This window comes from Catenuloplanes sp. NPDC051500 (genome assembly GCF_044454585.1).
In the GTDB taxonomy this organism is placed as follows: Bacteria; Actinomycetota; Actinomycetes; order Mycobacteriales; family Micromonosporaceae; genus Catenuloplanes.
This window is the reverse complement of sequence record NZ_JBITDX010000021.1, coordinates 32,007-48,995: the sequence shown is the minus strand read 5'-3', so window position 1 is coordinate 48,995 and position 16,989 is coordinate 32,007. Positions and strand designations below refer to the sequence as shown.

17 protein-coding genes and 1 pseudogene are annotated in these 16,989 nt (G+C 71.6%); 7 read left to right on the top strand and 11 right to left on the bottom strand.

Annotation, left to right across the window (positions count from 1 at the left end):
• Positions 1-74: 74 nt before the first annotated feature.
• The 8 genes and pseudogenes from ACIA8K_RS32280 to ACIA8K_RS32245 form a co-directional block, all read right to left on the bottom strand.
• Positions 75-524 (bottom strand): PIN domain-containing protein, encoded by a 450-nt coding sequence (locus ACIA8K_RS32280; RefSeq protein ID WP_396066134.1) that lies wholly within the window; start codon positions 522-524, stop codon positions 75-77.
• Positions 525-555: 31 nt separating this feature from the next.
• Entirely contained in the window at positions 556-1,089 is a 534-nt protein-coding gene (locus ACIA8K_RS32275; RefSeq protein ID WP_396066132.1) for a helix-turn-helix domain-containing protein, read from the bottom strand.
• A 188-nt stretch (positions 1,090-1,277) separates the two neighbouring features.
• On the bottom strand, positions 1,278-1,703 hold the full coding sequence (locus tag ACIA8K_RS32270) for a Fur family transcriptional regulator (protein ID WP_396066130.1): 426 nt from the start codon (positions 1,701-1,703) through the stop codon (positions 1,278-1,280).
• A gap of 74 nt (positions 1,704-1,777) precedes the next feature.
• Positions 1,778-2,071: pseudogene (locus tag ACIA8K_RS32265) on the bottom strand (ArsR/SmtB family transcription factor); the annotation flags it as partial.
• Positions 2,072-2,100: 29 nt separating this feature from the next.
• Positions 2,101-2,979, bottom strand: coding sequence for a metal ABC transporter permease (locus ACIA8K_RS32260; protein ID WP_396066128.1), 879 nt, complete (start codon positions 2,977-2,979; stop codon positions 2,101-2,103).
• Positions 2,976-3,752: a metal ABC transporter ATP-binding protein gene (locus ACIA8K_RS32255; RefSeq protein WP_396066126.1), complete on the bottom strand. Its 777-nt coding sequence runs from the start codon at positions 3,750-3,752 to the stop codon at positions 2,976-2,978. Before ACIA8K_RS32255 ends, ACIA8K_RS32260 begins: the two co-directional genes overlap by 4 nt.
• Positions 3,752-4,744 carry a metal ABC transporter substrate-binding protein gene (locus ACIA8K_RS32250; RefSeq protein WP_396066124.1) on the bottom strand — a complete coding sequence of 331 codons (993 nt, stop codon included), beginning with the start codon at positions 4,742-4,744 and terminating at the stop codon, positions 3,752-3,754. The genes ACIA8K_RS32255 and ACIA8K_RS32250 overlap by 1 nt, the downstream gene beginning before the upstream one ends.
• A gap of 63 nt (positions 4,745-4,807) precedes the next feature.
• Positions 4,808-5,047, bottom strand: coding sequence for a hypothetical protein (locus ACIA8K_RS32245; protein WP_396066122.1), 240 nt, complete (start codon positions 5,045-5,047; stop codon positions 4,808-4,810).
• 60 nt (positions 5,048-5,107) lie between these two features.
• On the opposite strand from ACIA8K_RS32245, the gene ACIA8K_RS32240 reads away from it, so the two are divergent.
• From ACIA8K_RS32240 to ACIA8K_RS32210, 7 genes are all read left to right on the top strand, one after another.
• Positions 5,108-5,449, top strand: a complete 342-nt coding sequence (locus ACIA8K_RS32240; protein ID WP_396066120.1) for an antibiotic biosynthesis monooxygenase family protein — start codon at positions 5,108-5,110, stop codon at positions 5,447-5,449.
• A gap of 22 nt (positions 5,450-5,471) precedes the next feature.
• Positions 5,472-6,059: a hypothetical protein gene (locus ACIA8K_RS32235; protein WP_396066118.1), complete on the top strand. Its 588-nt coding sequence runs from the start codon at positions 5,472-5,474 to the stop codon at positions 6,057-6,059.
• A 70-nt stretch (positions 6,060-6,129) separates the two neighbouring features.
• A complete protein-coding gene (locus tag ACIA8K_RS32230) occupies positions 6,130-7,509 on the top strand; it encodes a glycine--tRNA ligase (protein ID WP_396066116.1) in 1,380 nt (459 codons plus the stop codon).
• 125 nt (positions 7,510-7,634) lie between these two features.
• A complete protein-coding gene (locus tag ACIA8K_RS32225) occupies positions 7,635-10,241 on the top strand; it encodes a hypothetical protein (protein WP_396066114.1) in 2,607 nt (868 codons plus the stop codon).
• 10 nt (positions 10,242-10,251) lie between these two features.
• The gene (locus tag ACIA8K_RS32220) at positions 10,252-11,394 is read left to right on the top strand and encodes a DUF2786 domain-containing protein (protein ID WP_396066112.1); all 1,143 of its coding nucleotides are present in this window, start codon (positions 10,252-10,254) and stop codon (positions 11,392-11,394) included.
• A gap of 163 nt (positions 11,395-11,557) precedes the next feature.
• Positions 11,558-13,342 (top strand): thiamine pyrophosphate-requiring protein, encoded by a 1,785-nt coding sequence (locus ACIA8K_RS32215; protein ID WP_396066110.1) that lies wholly within the window; start codon positions 11,558-11,560, stop codon positions 13,340-13,342.
• Positions 13,343-13,516: 174 nt separating this feature from the next.
• Complete coding sequence (locus tag ACIA8K_RS32210) at positions 13,517-14,941, top strand: AI-2E family transporter (RefSeq protein ID WP_396066108.1); 1,425 nt, start codon at positions 13,517-13,519, stop codon at positions 14,939-14,941.
• A 57-nt stretch (positions 14,942-14,998) separates the two neighbouring features.
• Here the strand turns inward: ACIA8K_RS32210 and ACIA8K_RS32205 are convergent, their stop codons facing one another.
• From ACIA8K_RS32205 to ACIA8K_RS32195, 3 genes are all read right to left on the bottom strand, one after another.
• Positions 14,999-15,874 (bottom strand): helix-turn-helix domain-containing protein, encoded by an 876-nt coding sequence (locus tag ACIA8K_RS32205; RefSeq protein ID WP_396066106.1) that lies wholly within the window; start codon positions 15,872-15,874, stop codon positions 14,999-15,001.
• Between the two features lie 2 nt (positions 15,875-15,876).
• Positions 15,877-16,032 carry a hypothetical protein gene (locus tag ACIA8K_RS32200; protein WP_396066104.1) on the bottom strand — a complete coding sequence of 52 codons (156 nt, stop codon included), beginning with the start codon at positions 16,030-16,032 and terminating at the stop codon, positions 15,877-15,879.
• A gap of 76 nt (positions 16,033-16,108) precedes the next feature.
• The gene (locus ACIA8K_RS32195; protein ID WP_396066102.1) at positions 16,109-16,984 is read right to left on the bottom strand and encodes a winged helix-turn-helix transcriptional regulator; all 876 of its coding nucleotides are present in this window, start codon (positions 16,982-16,984) and stop codon (positions 16,109-16,111) included.
• Positions 16,985-16,989: the final 5 nt, after the last annotated feature.

Sequence of the window (16,989 nt, the reverse complement as noted above, 5' to 3'; positions counted from 1 at the left end):
CGGCGTAAATCTTCACGCGCCCAGGGTCCCGCACCCCGCCCCGCCACGCACGCCGGGTCCCACCCGGGCGGTACCTATCGGGCTTGCCGGATGAGTTCCACCGCGCCGTGCATGCTGTAGCGGAGCGAGAGGATGTCGAGCAGGTCGTCTTCACCGAGCATCGGCCCGGACCTGCCGGAACGGGTGACGATCGCGCCGGCCCCGGCGATCACGGCGGCCGCGACGACATGCTCATCATCGGGGTCGGGGAGACCGACTGTTCCTTCGAGGCTCTCGAATCCGGTGATCCCGGCGTCGCTGAAGGCGGCCCGCATGCGTTCGATGAGCGTGGCGGCGCGCCGGCCGGCGTCGGCCTCGGTCAGCCCTTGGCGCGCGTGGAGTTTGACGGCCTCGTGGTATTCCAGCTCTTCGAGGACCACGGAGCTCCACGTCGGCCGGTACATGCCCTCGACGGCCAGGGACAGCAGGAAGTCGCGCTGCTTGCTGGGCCAGAGCACGCAGGTATCGAGAAGCGCGGTGAACACGTCCGTATCGTCCCATCGAAGGCGATGATCGTCATAGGGCTGTGTGTCGCCGCCGTCGCTCGGCCCCCGCGTGGCGCGCGTCGCGCAACTGCTGCAGGGTTTCGTTGAGGTCGTCCTCGTCGTCGAGGTCCACACCTGTGGCCTCCAGCGCCGCGTATTGCTCGGCGCGTCGCTGGTCACGGTAGGCGAGGAGGTCGCGGAGGAGGATCCGGCGGTGGGTGCCGTTCCTCTCGTACGGCATCTTGCCGTCGTCCAGCAGCTTGATGACTGTGGGGCGGCTGACACCGAGCAGGTCGGCTGCCTGCTGAGTGGTAAGGGTCTGGGTGATGGGGGCGACGGTCACCGCATGGCCCTGATGCAGCGCCTCGACGACCTGTCGGAGGACACGATAGATCTCGGCGGGCAGCTCGACCCTGTCGTCCGGTTCCGCGCCGGTGAGGAAGTATCGCGGCTCCGGCGCTCCGTGCGCCCCGGCACCGTGCAGGTCGAGGAAGTCCGAGAGGGCCTCGACATTGTCGTCGGTGCCGGGTAGGTACGTCTCCTGCCGCAGTGCCAGCGCGCTCATGGATCCCCCTTCGCAAGAAAGCAATCAGCTTTCGTTCCTTGCGATTACCAGTCTCACGCTGACGAACACATCCGTCAAGCCGAAACCACGCGGCAGACCTCGCCCCAAAGCCGGCCACCTGATAGCGGGCAGGGACGAGCCCGATGCCGGCCGGAACGAAGCTCCTGATCTTCCGATGCCGAGCAGGGTCAGGCGTTTGCGCAGTTGGTGCAGGTGCCGAAGATCTCCAGGGTGTGGCTGACGTCGACGAAGCCGTGTTGGGCGGCGACGCGGTCGGCCCAGGACTCGACGGCGGGGCCCTCGACCTCGACGGTGCTGCCGCAGGAGCGGCAGACGAGGTGATGGTGGTGGCCGGAGCTGCAGCGGCGGTAGAGGTGCTCGCCGCCGGGCGGGCGCATCACGTCGATCTCCCCGCCGTCGGCGAGGCCCTGGAGTGTGCGGTAGACAGTGGTCAGGCCGACGCGCTCGCCGCGGTCGCGGAGCATCGCATGGAGGTCCTGGGCGCTGTGGAAGCCCTCGACCTCGGCCAGCAGTGAGCTGACCGCGGTGCGCTGGCGGGTGTTGCGGACGGCGGCGGACTGGGCATCGGCCTGGGCCGGGTTCTGAGCGATCATCGGGCATCTCCGGCGTGCGTGGGCGCGGGGGCGGCTGGCCGGGGCGGCAGCGCGGCCGTGACCACGGTGGCGCCGGACTCGCCGGCGTGACTCACCGCGTCCGCGACGATATGCGCGATGTGCTCGTCGACCAGGGTGTAGGCGATCTCCCGACCGCGCCGGGAGCCGCGCACCACGCCTGCCCCGCGCAGCACGCGCAGGTGCTGGGAGACCAGCGGCTGGGGGGCGCCGAGCGTCTCCACCAGGTCGTGCACGCACTGCTCGCCCTTGGCCAGCTCGGTGACGATCGCGACGCGGATCGGTGCGGAGAGGGCACGCAGAAGCTCACTGGCGGCCTCGTAGGCCCCGTACCCCGTCGCGCCTGTCACCTGGCAACCGTACAACCGTGGCGAAGGGGCTATGGATTGAGCACCACGTCCGGCGGCTCGGCGGCGGAGACCGGCGACTCGGGGATCAACCGGCGGCGGACCAGGCGCCAGACGGCCGCGCCGACCGCCAGGCCGAGGAAGACCGCGATGGTCAGCAGCACGATCGTGGCGCCGAGCGCGGTGTTCGCCTCCCCCGCGAGGGTGACACCGGCGCCGGCCGAGACGAGGCCGATCACCATGGCCAGCGCCATCGTGGCCCGGAAACCGCGGGTCACCTGCTGGGCGGCCGCGACCGGGACCACCATCAGCGCGCTGACCAGGAGCAGGCCGACCGCGCGCATCGCGATCGTGACGGTGACCGCGGTGGTGACCGCGAGCAGCAGGTTGAGCGCGCGCACGGGCAGGCCGGAGACGCGCGCGTACTCCTCGTCGTGGCAGATGGCGAACAGTGCGGGGCGCAGCGCGACCATGGCGATCAGCACGGTGAGGCCGAGCACCACGATCACGGTGAGGTCGCTCGGCGAGGTGGTGGTCAGGCTGCCGAACAGGTACGCGGTGAGGCTGTTCCCGGCGCCGCCCTTTGGTGAGAGCCCGACAAGCACCACGCCGCCCGCGATGCCGCCGTAGAAGAGCACGGCCAGTGCGAGGTCGCCGGAGGTACGCCCGCGCTCGCGGACCAGTTCCACGCCGATCGCGCCGAGCGCGGCCACGATCACCGCGGTGAACACCGGCGACTGGTTGGTCAGCAGGCCGACGCCGACGCCGGTGAGCGCCACGTGCCCGATGCCGTCGCCGATCAGCGAAAGCTTGCGCTGCACCAGGTAGATGCCGAGCGCGGGCGCGGTGAGGCCGATGATCAACGCGCCGACCAGCGCCCGGATCATGAAGTCGTACTGGAACAGGCTCACCTGTCCACAGCTCCTCGGACGATCGCCAGGCTCGGGTCCTCGGCGCAGTGCTGGTGCTGGTGGTCGTGCCCGGCGTCGGCGTGGTGGCCGGCCGGCTCCGGGATCTCCGGGCCGTCGTACGCGATCCGCCCGTCGTGCACCACTACCGCGCGCTGGATGAGCGGCTGCAGCGGGCCGAGCTCGTGCGCGACGAGCAGCACGGTGCCGCCGGTGCCCAGGAAGCCGCCGAGCGCGGCCGCGAACGCGACCTGGCTCGTGGAGTCGACGCCGGCCGTGGGCTCGTCGAGCACCAGCAGCTCCGGCTCGCCGGCCAGCGCGCGGGCGATAAGCGTGCGCTGCTGTTGGCCGCCGGAGAGCGTGGCGACCGGATCCTTCACCCGTTCGGTGAGCCCGACGGACGCGAGCGCGGCCGCGACCGCCGCCCGGTCGGCCGAGCCCGGGGGCCGGAACACGCCCCGGCGGGCCAGCCGCCCGGACGCGACGACCTCACCCACGGTCGCGGGTACGCCGCCGCCGGCGTCCAGGCGCTGTGGCACGTAGCCGACCCGGTGCCACTGCCTGAAGCGCCGCTGCGGCGTCCCGAACAGTGACACGGTGCCGCCGGAGAGCGGGACCAGGCCCAGGATCGTGCGGATCAGCGTGGACTTGCCGGAGCCGTTGGCGCCGAGGATCGCGACGACCTCGCCGGCGGAGACCGTCAGCGAGACGTCGCGGAGCACGGGACGGCCGTCGTAGCCGACCACCCCGTGCGAGACCGAGACAATTTCGTTCATCAAGAGCAGCTTAGTGCCGTCTTCAGAGCCGCCAGATTCGTCCTCATCACGCTGAAGTAGTCGCCGCCGTCCGCGATGCCCTCGATCGGGTCGAGGACCGCGGCCTTCGCGCCGACCTCCTGCGCGATCGTCTCGGCGATCTTGGGGCTGACCAGCGTCTCGAAGAAGATTGTGGTGGCGCCGTGCTCCTTCGCCTCGGTGGCGACCTCGGCCAGGCGCTGCGGCGACGGCTCGTCCTCGGGGGAGAGGCCGGAGATGCCGATCTGCTCCAGCTTGTAGCGCTCGGCCAGGTACGCGAACGCGGTGTGGCTGGTCACGATCTCCCGGCGCGCGCAGGTCTGCAGGCCTGCCGTGTACTCGGCGTCGAGCGTGGTAAGCGAGGTGCGCAGCGCGGCGGCGCGGGCGGTGTAGTCGGCGGCGTGGTCCGGGTCGGCCGCACCCAGCTTGGCGGCGACCGCGTCCGCGACTGTGGCGAGCCGCGTCGGGTCCAGCCAGATGTGCGGGTCGGTGCCGCCCTCTTCCTCCTCGCCCTCATGGGACGACTCCTCGCCCTCATGGGACGACTCGTCGTGCGAGTGGGAAGCCGTCCCGGAGAGCAGCGTCACGGACGTGCCGGCGTCGAACGCCCGGTCCGCGTTGTTCTGCGAGACGGCCTCGTCGACGGCCGGCTGGAAGCCCTTCAGGTAGAGCACCACGGTCGCGTCCGTGAGCTGGCCGACCTGCTGCGGGTTCAGCTCCAGGTCGTGCGGCTCCGCGCCGGGCTTGGCGAGACTGGTGACGGTGACCGCGTCGCCGCCGACCTGCTCCGCGACGAACTGCAGCGGGTAGAACGCGGCGACCACGCCGACTGTCCCCGGTGCGGCCGCGGCGCCGCCGTCGTCGCCGCAGGCCGTGAGCGCGGTGACGCCGAGCAGTGCGGTGGCGGCGACGGCGGCCAGGCGCGGGCGGAATATCTTAGAGGTCCGGAAGCCGGGGGTGTTGCTGCTTGACATGATTTCCACTTTCCGGACTTCGGAAATCATTGTCAAAGACGCATGGGTGCATGTGAGAGCCGCTCAGAGCAGTTTCCAGACCGCGGCCGCGACGAGCAGCGCGATCATCACGATCCGCACCGGGCGCAGCGAGGCCGCGGTCACCCGCCAGGACGACACGGCCAGCGCGGTCACCCCGGCCGCGAGCAGCAGCAGGATCACGCCACCGGCCGGGCCGGGGATCAGCAGGCCGAGCAGCACCACAAGCAGCGTGGCGAGGAACACTCCGGTCGGGTTCAGCCGGGACAGCCGCGCGACCGTCACCTGTGCCTCGCTTTCGTCGTACCGTATGGGAGTTTCAATTATTGGTTGAAGGGATCGCCGGTGCTAGTCATCAACCGCTTCGTGGTGGCCGAGGACGCGACAGCGGACTTTGAGGAACGGGGACGTGCGGCGCTCGCGGCGCTGGCGGCCCGGCCCGGGTACGTCTCCGGCCGGCTGACCCGCGCGCTCGACGACCCCACCCACTGGGGCCTGGTCACGGACTGGGAGTCGGTGGGCGCCTACCGGCGTGCGCTGAGCGACTTCGACGTCAAGATCGCCGCGATTCCGCTGATGGCCGAGTCGGCCGACGAGCCGTCCGCGTTCGAGGAGTTGGCGACCGCGGAGCCCGGCGGCGAGGTGCACGTCGTGGACAGTGATCGGGCCAGGCACCCGCACCGCTAGATCAAGCGATTATCGTGGGTCCATGACCCTCGCCGGAGAGACCGCCGCGCCGATCCCAGAGCCCGGCGAGGCGGCCACCCCGCCCGGCCACGGCGCGACGGCAACCCCGCCCGGCCACGGCGTGACGGCCACCCCGCCTCCGCCCGGTCCCGGTGTGGCGCCGCCGTTTCCGGCGCCGCCGTCCGAGGGCCGTGCCGGCCGGATCTGGCTGAGCGTCGGCATCGCCGCGGCCGTGGCGCTGCTCTGCTGCGGCGGTGGTGCGGTCGCGGTGCTCGGCATCGGCCTGACCACCACGCAGGCGCTCACCGAGCAGGCCGAGACCCAGGTCGGGCAGTACCTGGACGCGTTGCGGGACGAGGACTACTCGCTCGCCTACAGCTACATTTGCGACCAGGAGCAGAGCAGCACCACCCGGCGGGAGTTCATCGACGACCTGGCGGAGCAGCCGGTGCTCGACTCGTACCGGCTGGGGGAGCTCAACGCGTACTCCACGGAGCTGCTGATGCCTGCCGAGTTGACGTATTCCGGTGGTCAGCAGGTGCAGGTGGAGTTCATCCTTGTACAGGACACGAGCTCGGCTCAGCTCGAAGTCTGCGGTACCCAGGGGTAGCCTCTAACGGTTCCGCACGACCACAGAACCCACACAAAGCGCCGACCGCCAGCCGGCGTAGAAGGAAATCATGCCCGCCGATCGCATTGACTCCGTTGTCAGCCTGGCCAAGCGCCGCGGCTTCGTCTTCCCGTCCAGCGAGATCTACGGCGGCACGAAGTCGGCCTGGGACTACGGTCCGCTCGGCGTCGAGCTGAAGGACAACGTCCGCCGCCAGTGGTGGAAGACCATGGTCCAGCAGCGGGACGACATCGTCGGCCTCGACTCGGCCGTGATCCTCTCCAAGGACGTGTGGGCCGCCTCCGGCCACCTCGACGCGTTCGTCGACCCGCTCACCGAGTGTCAGTCCTGCCACAAGCGCTTCCGCGCCGATCACCTGGAGGAGGCGTTCGAGGCCAAGCACGGCCGGACGCCCACCGACCTCAGCGAGCTGAACTGCCCGAACTGTGGCAACAAGGGCACGTTCAGCGCGCCGCGCATGTTCAACGGCCTGATGAAGACCTACCTCGGCCCGGTCGAGTCCGAGGAGGGCCTGCACTACCTCCGCCCGGAGACCGCGCAGGGCATCTTCGTGAACTTCGCGAACGTGGCGACCGCCGCGCGCAAGAAGCCGCCGTTCGGCATCGCGCAGGTCGGCAAGTCGTTCCGCAACGAGATCACGCCCGGTAACTTCATCTTCCGGACCCGCGAGTTCGAGCAGATGGAGATGGAGTTCTTCTGCCAGCCGGGCGAGGACGAGCAGTGGCACGAGTACTGGCTCAACGAGCGCTGGAACTGGTACCTCGACCTCGGCCTCTCGGAGTCGAACCTGCGCCGGTTCGAGCACCCGAAGGAGAAGCTCTCCCACTACTCGAAGCGCACGGTCGACATCGAGTACCGCTTCCAGTTCGGCGGCACCGAGTTCTCCGAGCTGGAGGGCGTGGCGAACCGGACCGACTTCGACCTGACCACGCACAGCAAGCACTCCGGTGTGGACCTCTCCTACTTCGACCAGGAGAAGAAGGAGCGCTGGACGCCGTACGTGATCGAGCCCGCCGCCGGCCTCACCCGGGCCGTGCTGGCGTTCCTGCTCGAGGCGTACGACGAGGACCAGGCGCCGAACACCAAGGGCGGCATGGACACCCGTACCGTCATGCGCTTCGACCCGCGCCTCGCGCCGGTCAAGGTCGCGGTGCTGCCGCTGTCCCGCAACCCGGAGCTGTCGCCGAAGGCCAAGGAGCTGTCCGCTGCGCTGCGCAAGCGCTGGGTCGTCGAGTTCGACGACTCGCAGGCGATCGGCCGCCGCTACCGCCGGCAGGACGAGATCGGCACGCCGTTCTGCGTCACAGTCGACTTCGACACGCTTCAGGACAACGCGGTGACCGTCCGGAACCGGGACACCATGCAGCAGGAGCGGGTGTCGCTTGACCAGATCGAGACCTACCTGATCGAGCGCCTGCCCGGCTGCTGATCTTCGGGTACGGCCGGGCTGATCGTGAGGTCGGCCCGGCCGTTCGTTTCGACCCGGCGGCCGTTCCGGCACAGTTGCCCGCATCGGCATGTGCAAATCCGGCGCCTGCCACTACTTTCCGGGGCGTGCGTACACACATCGCCGTGCTGGCGGCGGCCACGCTCATCCTCACCGGCCTGGGCGCCACCGCCGCGTCCGCCGCGGTCGCCCCGGTCGAGGTCACCGCGAAGCTCGGCGGCGACCCGGTCACCGTCCGCACGTCCGAGCCGGGCCAGGATGCGGTCGTCACATTCCAGGGCGAGGCCGGCCGGCGCGCGCTCGTCGAGCTGACCGACATCCGGTTCGGCAGCATGTGGCTCTACCTGCGCGACACCACAGGCGCCACGCTTCGCGCGGTCTCCTGCGCCGACGGCCTCGAGTGCGTGCTCGACACCGCCGACCTGACCGTGAGCGGCAGGTACACGATCTATCTGGACGCGTCGCCGCTCTCCTTCGGACTTGCCACGGTCCGGGTGCATGACGTGCCGCCGGACCTGCGCGCCGCGTACACGATCGGCGACCCGGCCACCACGCTCACCACCGAGGCGCCGGGGCAGGACGCGTACCTGGTCTTCAAGGGCCGGGCCGGGCAGCGGGTCTTCACCCGGGTCAGCGCGGGCACGGTCGGCACGATGGCGGCGTACCTGCTGGACCCGAGGGGTGCCGCGCTCGGCGGTGGCGTCTGCGACGTGCCCTGTGACATCGACGTGGTCGCGCTGCCCGAGGACGGCGAGTACCGGCTGCTGCTCAGCCCGGGCGGCGTCCGGGCCGGCTCACTGACCGTGCAGGTCCTGGACGTGCCGGAGGACATCGCCGCGATCGCGAAGCTCGGCGAGCCGGCCGCTGTCACCACCACGGCCGCCGGCCAGAACGCGCGCGTGTTCTTCGAGGCGAACGCGGGTGACAAGGTCACGGTCGCGGTCTCGGAGAGCGGCTTCACCACCGGGCGGATCACGCTGTACGCGCCGAAGGGCGAGACGCTCGCGACCGGCGACTGCACCCGCAACTGCGCGCTGACCGGCGTGCCGCTGACCTCGTCCGGTACGCACACCGTGCTGCTCGACCCGTCCGGCGCGCAGACCGGCGCCGCGGTCGTCACCATCACGGTGAGCGCGCCCGACGTGATCACCGAGGTCATACCGGGCGGGCCCGCGGTCACCCTGAGGATCTCCGAGGCCGGGCAGAACGCGGCGGCGTTGTTCGACGGCCTCGCCGGCCGGCACATGTCCGCGGTGTTCAGCAAGGGCACGCTTACCGGCGCGACCGCGTCGCTGCGCGCGCCGGACGGCACGGTGCTCGCCTCCGCAGCCTGCCAGGTCTCCTGTTTCCTCGACGTGCCGGCGCTGCCCGCGGACGGGCGCTACACGATCTACGTCGACCCGGACGGCTCGCACACCGGGTCCATAGTGGTCCGCCTGTACGACGTACCAGCGGACGCGGCGGTGCGCGCGGTCCCGGGCGGCGAGTCGGTGCTGCTCACCACGGACGTCCCAGGGCAGAACGGCGTGGTGGAGTTCGCTCTCAAGCCGGGCGAGCGGACGTTCGTGCAGCTCGGGAGCGGCACGTACGGCAGCGCGACCGCCCAGCTGCGCGACCCGGCCGGCGCCGTCCTGGGCACGCAGCCGTGTGCGAGCGGCTGTGTGTTCGACAGCGGCGCGGCCACGGCCGGAGGCGTACACCGGATCGCCCTCGATCCGCAGGGTGCGGAGGTCGGGGCCATCAAGGTCACTGTCTACGCGGTCCCGGCCGACTCGCTGGTCCGCACCGCGCCCGGCGGGGGAGCGGTCACTGCCGCCACCGGCACGCCGGGCCAGTCCGCGCTGATCGCGTTCGAGGCGGTGGCCGGGCAGCGCGTCTCCGCCCGGCTCGGTGGCGGCACGTTCGGTGCCGCCCAGGCCGGACTGCGACGCCCGGACGGCAGCTGGCTGGTCACGCCGGTGACCTGCGCCGCGGCCTGTTTCCTCGACACGGTCACGGCGGACGGCGCCGGCACGTACACGCTCGTCGTCGACCCGTCCGGCGCGGCGACCGGCACGATCACGGCGGAGGTCTTCGACGTGACCGACGCGGCCTACGACGCGACGGCCGGCGGCGACCCGGCCGGGATCACGACGGTCACCCCGGGCCAGAACGCGGTGGTGTCGTTCCGTGGCGGCAAGGGCCTGCGCGTCTCGGTCCGGCTGACCGCCGGCACGTTCGGCGCGGCCGGCATCGCGCTGCGCGGGCCGGACGGGGCCACGCTGATCTCGGCCGGCTCCTGCGGCACGACCTGTTTCGCGGACGCGGTGCTGCTGCCCGCGGACGGCGTCTACAGCGTGCTCGTCAACCCGTCCGGGGCCGCGGCCGGCACGGCGACGCTGCAGATCCACCTGGTCCCGGCGGACGCGTCCGCGACCGTGAAGATCGGTGGCGACCCGGCGTCCGTGTCGATCAGGGTGCCCGGCCAGAACGCGTCGGTCACGTTCGACGGCGCGGCCGGGCAGGCCGTCACGCTCACCGTCGCGAACGCCGGGCTCGGCGCCGTCACCTACCAGCTGCGCGGCCCGGACGGCGCGCTGCTGACCAGCCGCTCCGGCACATCGGCCGCGACCGTGACGCTCGGGCCGGTCACGCTCACCGCCACCGGCACGCAGACGCTGAGCCTGAACCCGACCACCCACGCCCTCGGGTCCGCGACGGTGACCGCCACGTAGCCTGTGCGGCGTGACTTCAACGGCGACGGCGACGATCCGGGCGATGCTGAGCGGCGCGACCGGCTATGAGCAGGGCCTGGACCAGCTGACCGTGCTGCCGCCGGAGACTGTCGACCCGGCGTTGTCCACCGCGCTGCGCGAGTCCGGCGAGCGGCTGTTCAAGGCCGGGTGGCAGCCGGTCGAGCTGCACCGGCTGGTGACGCGCCGGGTCGGGCCGGAGGCGGCGCGCCTGGTCGCGGATGTGGCCGCCGCCATGCTTGACCGCACCCAGACCGCTGACCCCCGGTGGGCCGCGCAGGCCGCGGAGATCGGCGCGGAACGCTGGTGGTTCTCGGACGCTGAGTACCCGTCGGAGCTGGCCAGGCGGGTGCGCGCGGACCGGGTGACGGTGTTGGACCTGATCGTGTCCGCGCTCGCGCTGCTGCGTACCCTCCCGTCGATCGAGATCTTGATCCCGCCACCCGGCGCGGCACCATCAAAGACCATGAATGTCGAAAAATCGGACAACCGGGTGCTGGACCGGGTCCGTGCGCTGCTGGCCAAGGCCGAGTCCACCGACTTCCCGGCCGAGGCCGAGACCTACACGGCCAAGGCCCAGGAGATGATCACCCGTCACAGCCTGGACGAGGCACTCCTCACCGCGGACCGCGCCGAGGTCGTCCCGCTGACCCGGCGCATCCCGGTCGACGCGCCCTACGAAAGCGAGAAGGCCGCGCTGCTGCACGCGGTCGCCCGCGCCAACCGCTGCCACGCGGTCTGGACGCCCGACCTCGGCTTCGCCACAGTCTTCGGCTTCGACGCCGACATCGACGCGGTCGACCTGCTGCACGCGTCGCTGCTGGTCCAGGCGCAGCGCGCGATGTCCCGCACCGAACCGCGCGGCAAGGCCGGCAAGGCCAGGATGAAGGCGTTCCGCGCGTCGTTCCTTGTCGCGTTCGCCCACCGGATCGGCGAGCGCCTCGCCCAGGCGGCAAAGGCCGCGCTCCCGGCCGAGGACGGCAATCTGCTGCCGGTGCTCCGATCCCGCGACGTCCAGGTCCAGGAGACGATGAACCGCGTCTTCCCCCGCACCGAACGCGCCCGAGGCGCCCGCGTCGACAGTGACGAGGGCTGGCGCGAGGGCCGCGCGGCGGCGGACCAGGCGACGTTCTAAGTTCAAGATCTACTTCCTTTTCCCGCTCCCGCGGTGGTCCGGCCCGCATGCTCCCGCGGGCAAACCTCGCGCCGGGCTCCGCTGGCGCTCCGCACGTCGCTCGGAGCCGGTTCCGGCGGGCGTTCGCTCACATGGACGGCCGTGCGCGGGGTATGCGGGGACCATGAGCGACAAGACCGTCTCCGATGTCCTGGTCGAACGGCTTGAGGCCTGGGGGGTGAGCCGCGTCTTCGGGTACTCCGGGGACGGGATCGACCCGGTGCTCGGTGCGTTGCGGCGCGCGGGCCGGCCCGAGTTCGTGCAGGCCCGGCACGAGGAGACCGCCGCGTTCATGGCGTCCGGGCACGCCAAGTACACAGGCGAGGTGGGCGTCTGCCTCTCCACCCAGGGGCCGGGGGCGGTGCACCTGCTCAACGGGCTCTACGACGCGAAGCTTGACGGCAAGCCGGTGGTGGCGATCGTCGGGCAGCAGACCACGACCGTGCTCGGCAGCGCGTACCAGCAGGAAATCGATCTGGTTCGGCTCTTCGGCGACGTGTGCGCGCAGTTCGTCCAGGCGGCCTACACGCCGGAACAGGTGCCGATGCTCATCGACAAGGCGTTCCGGACCGCGCTCGCCACCCGCAGCCCCACCTGCGTGGTGTTGCCGCACGACGTGCAGTCCGCGCCCGCGCCGGACCCGCACGAGCAGTCGCACGGCGTGCTGGTGACCAGCCCCGGCCTGCGCCCGGCCCGCGTCCTCCCCTACCAGGAGGACATCGAGGCGGCGGCTGCGGTGCTGGCAGCGGGCGAGCGGGTGGCGATCCTTGTCGGCCAGGGTGCGGCAGGTGCCGCGCCGGAGGTGGCGGAGCTTGCCGAACGGCTCGGCGCCGGCGTGGCCGCGTCGCTTCTCGGCAAGCCGGTGCTTGACGAGTCGCTGCCCTACCACACAGGCGTGATGGGGCACCTCGGCACGACCGCGAGCGCGGAGCTGATGCGCGCCTGCGACACGCTGCTGCTGATCGGCACGAACGACCCGTGGACCGAGTTCTACCCGAAACCGGGCCAGGCGCGGGCCGTCCAGATCGACATCGACGGGCGGCGGCTGGGCGTGCGCTACCCGGTCGAGGTGCCGCTGCTCGGCGACGCGGCCGAGACGCTGCGCGCGCTGCTTGCCGCGCTGCCGGACCGGGCCGGGAAACCATTTCAGGACCAGGTGCATGCGTGGGTACGCCGCTGGCACGAGATCGCGGCCGTTCGGGCCGGCGCCCCGGCCGAGCCGGTCAACCCGCAGCGCGTGGTCCGCTCCCTCTCCGCGCGGCTGCCCGCGAACGCCCAGGTGTCGGTGGACGTCGGCTCGATCGTCTACTGGTACGCCCGCCACCTGCGCCTGCCGGTGGGCGTGCCCGCGCACCTGTCCAGCACGCTCGCCTCGATGGGCTCCGCGCTGCCGTACGGCCTCGCCGCCAAGCTCGCCCGCCCGGACCGCCCGCTTATCGCGCTGGCCGGCGACGGCGCGATGCAGATGAGCGGCCTGGCCGAGCTGATCACGGTCGCGGCCCGCTGGCGGGACTGGGCGGACCCGCGCTTCGTCGTCTGCGTGCTCAACAACCGGGACCTCGCGGAGGTGAGCTGGGAGCAGCGGGAAACCGAGGGCGAACCACGTTTCCCCGACTCGCAGAACCTGCCGGACGTCCCGTACGCGGCCTGGGCCGGACTGCTCGGCCTGCGCGGCATCCGGGTGGAGGACGCCGGCGCGCTTGACGCGGCCTGGGACGACGCGCTCTCCGCCGACCGCCCGGTGGTGATCGACGTGCTGACCGACGCGGCCGTTCCATTGCTGCCGCCGCTCCAGGACGACGAGACGATCGCGCCGATGTTCGCCGCGCTGGAGGCCGAGGGCGGCGATCTGGCTCGCCGCGCCGCCGACTATCTCCGCCGGGAGCGCGCCATGGAATCCGGGTCCTGAGCGCCGCGGTGCTTTCGCGCCTGAGTGCAACAGCTTTCGTTTCTGGGTGCTGCGGCGCGTTTGGCCGGTAACGCTCCGTTTCCGCCGGTCAGGGCGGGGGTATCGCGGTAGTGACCGCGCCGCCGTGCGGAGATCCCACCGCCGCAGCGCGGAACGTTCGCCGAGGAGCACGTCATGACCTGGATCGCCACCGCCCGCACGCGTGCCCGGCATGCGCTCGCCGGGCGGAACACCGCACCGCCGCCGTTCACACCGCCCTCACCGTTCGCACCGGTTCCCAAGGTCGCCGACGCCGTGGAGCCGCAGGTGGTGGTGATGCGGCCCGCGCCGACCACTGATGACCTGGTGCCGCGCGGGGTCCGGCTCGCCGCCTCCTGGGCCTGGCGGGTGATCCTGCTTGTCGCCGCCACGTACCTGCTGATCAAGGTGGTCGGCATCCTGCGCGTGGTGGTCATCCCGGTCGCTGTCGCGCTGTTGCTGGCCGCGCTCTTCGAGCCGGTCGCGGCCCGGATGCGCAGGCACGGCGTGAACCGCTCGGTGGCCGCCGCGCTTGTGCTGGTGGCCGCGCTGGTGCTGGTCTTCGGCGGCCTCGGGCTGATCGTCCAGACGTTCATCGCGCAGTACGACGACCTCGCCACCCAGGTCGGCAGCGGCATCGACGAGGTGCAGGCCTGGCTCACCGAGGGCCCGCTGCACCTGTCTCAGGGCCAGCTCAACGGCTACGTCGAAGCGATGCAGCAGCAGGTCGCAGGCAACCAGGGCGCGCTCACCACTGGTGCGCTGAGCACTGCCGGCACGGTCGGCGAAGTGGTCACCGGCTTCTTCCTGGTGCTGTTTACGCTCTTCTTCATGCTCCGCGACGGCGGCGCGATGTGGAACTTCCTCTGCCGCCTGCTGCCGCACAACGCCCGGCTGCCGATGGCCCGCGCCGGGCACTACTCCTGGCACACGCTGGTGTCCTACGTACGCGCCACAGTCTTCGTGGCGTTCGTCGACGCGGTCGGCATCGGGATCGGCCTGGTCGTGATGGGCATCCCGCTCGCGGTGCCGCTGATCGCGCTGGTGTTCCTGGGCGCGTTCATCCCGGTGATCGGCGCGACGGTGACCGGCGCGGTAGCGGTGCTGGTGGCGCTGGTCGCCCAGGGCCCGTTCGCCGCGCTTGTCGTGCTGGCCGTGGTGATCCTGGTCCAGCAGCTGGAGGGCCACGTGCTCCAGCCACTGATCATGGGCCGCGCGGTGTCGCTGCACCCACTGGCCGTGATCCTGGCGATCGCGGCCGGCATCGTGCTGGCCGGCGTGGTGGGCGGCCTGGTGTCGGTGCCGCTGCTCGCCGTGCTGAACACCGGGCTCCGCTACCTCTTTGCGCACCCGGACGGAGAGCCGACCCCGGACCGCGAGGCGCCCGGCACCGAACCCGCCGAGGTCGACCTGCCCGGCGGCCCGGACGCCGGCGACGCGGACACCACGAAGCCGATCCTCCAGGACGGCGCGGAGGCGGGGACTCACAAGGACCCGAAGGCGGTGGAGCCGGTCAGTGCGGCCACGCCACCCGGACAGCGCGACGCCACCTCGGACCCGGCCCGGTCACCCCTGCCCTGACGGCGACCAGTCCGGCCGGAAGCGCTGGTTGGTGACCGGCCGGGCTGCCGCTTTCGGCTAGAGGTTGCGGAGGGCGCGGTGGATGACGTCGGCGGTGCGTTCAGGGGTGGTGGCCTCGATGATGAGGCGGCTGGCGGCGGCCGCGTACTGGTCGACGTCCTCCTGGCGGTCCAGGTAGAGGCTGCCGGTGAGCTGTTCGAGGAAGACCAGGTCAGGGACCTCCTCGAGGGCGAAGCGCAGGATGCTGAACGCGCCACCGGCCGCGGCGTGGCCGCCCGCGCTGAACGGGACCACCTGGAGGCGCACCACGCGGGAGTCGGTAAGCGTGAGCAGCGACTCCAGTTGCGCGCGGTGGGTGGCGCGGCTGCCCATCGGGCGCAGCAGCACGGCCTCGTCGATCACGGCCCAGAGCCGGGGTGAGTCGGCGCGGGCGAGCATGGTCTGGCGGGCCATCCGCAGCTCGACGCGGCGGTCGAGTTCGCGTTTGGAGCCGCGGCCGTGACCGATCGAGATGACCGCGCGCGCGTAGTCCTCGGTCTGCAGCAGGCCGGGCACGAACTGGATCTCGTAGGTGCGGATCAGCTCCGCGGCCTGCTCCAGGTCGAGGTAGTTGAGGAACCAGGTGGGCAGCACGTCCGAGTAGGCCTGCCACCAGCCCGGACGGTTCGCCTCGCGGGCCAGGGCCAGCATCTCGTCCTGGTCCTCGACGCCGTAGAGCGTGAGCAGGTCGGTGACGTCGCGTTCCTTGAAGCCGACCCGGCCGAGCTCCATCCGGCTGATCTTCGACTCGGACGCGCGAATCGAGTATCCGGCGGCCTCCCGGGTCAGATCCGCGGCGATCCGGTGGCCGCGCAGGCGTGCGCCGAGCTGCATGCGGCTCACGGTCGGGCCGGCGTTTGCGGGCCCGCCGGTGACGGACGGTGAGCTGGTCATGGTTATGGCTTGCGCCCGACCGTGCCGTACCTGTCGATCTCGGGCACGTCCGTCCCGGGCTTCCCCCCCGTCACGGAGACGACGCCGGGTTCGACGAAGTCCAGGCCATCGGGCAGGTGGTTCCAGATCCTGGCCGTCCGGGGTACCGAGGTGTCCACGTGCACATCCCTGGGGAGTTCGGTGGTGGGGCCCGGCCAGCATAGTGCGTGGTCCCGTGCAGTCCACAAAAGACCATCAGCGGGTACGCCGTGCGACGCGTTCCAGCATGTCATCGACGGATCCGGCCGGATCGCTCACCGGGAACTGCACTGCGCGGACGGTCAGTTCCGGGTCGGTCAGCAGCGTCAGCCGCTTGAACCGGTCCACCCCGGCGGCCCGGAACGTGGGCAGCAGCAGCCCGGCCGCGAGCCGTGCGTCCTGATCGGACAGCAGCGGGTACGGCAGCCCGGCCCAGGCGGAGTAGGCGGCCAGCTGGTCCGGTCGCTGGGTGCTGACGCCACGTACGGTGACGCCCGCGCCGGCGAACGCCGGATGCCGGTCCGCGTAGGTGCGCGTCTCGAGCGTGCAGCCGGCCGCACCGGGGATCTCGCCCCAGCCGGGCGGGTAGGCGTGCGCGTCGGCCGGGGCGAACGCGCCCGGGAAGAGGAACAGCACGGTCCACTCGCCGGGCTCCGCGGGGCGTACCGGCGAATCGTTCTGGTCCTTGATCGTCAGGTCCGGCAACCGGCGGCCGACCAGGCTCTCCACCCGGCGCACCTCCGCGTCGCCGCCGGTCGCGGTGAGCGTGCCGTCGCCCATCACGTGCCGGGTGCCCCAGTCCTGCAGCGCGATCAGCGTGGGCAGCAGCGCCTCGCCCTTGCGGGTGAGCAGGTAGTCGTGGCGTGGTGGGTGCGCCGAGTACGCCCGCTTCTCAAGCACGCCGTGGTCGACGAGCGTGGCCAGCCGCTCGGTCAGCGCGCGGCGGCTCATGCCCAGCTCCCGCTGCAGCGCGTCGAACCGGGTGACGCCGCCGGCCACGTCCCTGACGAGCAGAAACGTCCACCAGTCGCCGAGCACGCCCATGGCCTGCGCGATCCCGCAGTCCGCGTCCGACAGTTCCTCCCGCTTCACGTCTC

Coding starts and splice junctions, on each gene's coding strand:
- ACIA8K_RS32205 (WP_396066106.1), bottom strand. CDS start 15,874: ATGACCAGCTCACCGTCCGTCACCGGCGGGCCCGCAAACGCCGGCCCG.
- ACIA8K_RS32230 (WP_396066116.1), top strand. CDS start 6,130: ATGCCCGCCGATCGCATTGACTCCGTTGTCAGCCTGGCCAAGCGCCGC.
- ACIA8K_RS32215 (WP_396066110.1), top strand. CDS start 11,558: ATGAGCGACAAGACCGTCTCCGATGTCCTGGTCGAACGGCTTGAGGCC.
- ACIA8K_RS32250 (WP_396066124.1), bottom strand. CDS start 4,744: ATGTCAAGCAGCAACACCCCCGGCTTCCGGACCTCTAAGATATTCCGC.
- ACIA8K_RS32270 (WP_396066130.1), bottom strand. CDS start 1,703: ATGATCGCTCAGAACCCGGCCCAGGCCGATGCCCAGTCCGCCGCCGTC.
- ACIA8K_RS32255 (WP_396066126.1), bottom strand. CDS start 3,752: ATGAACGAAATTGTCTCGGTCTCGCACGGGGTGGTCGGCTACGACGGC.
- ACIA8K_RS32210 (WP_396066108.1), top strand. CDS start 13,517: ATGACCTGGATCGCCACCGCCCGCACGCGTGCCCGGCATGCGCTCGCC.
- ACIA8K_RS32235 (WP_396066118.1), top strand. CDS start 5,472: ATGACCCTCGCCGGAGAGACCGCCGCGCCGATCCCAGAGCCCGGCGAG.
- ACIA8K_RS32275 (WP_396066132.1), bottom strand. CDS start 1,089: ATGAGCGCGCTGGCACTGCGGCAGGAGACGTACCTACCCGGCACCGAC.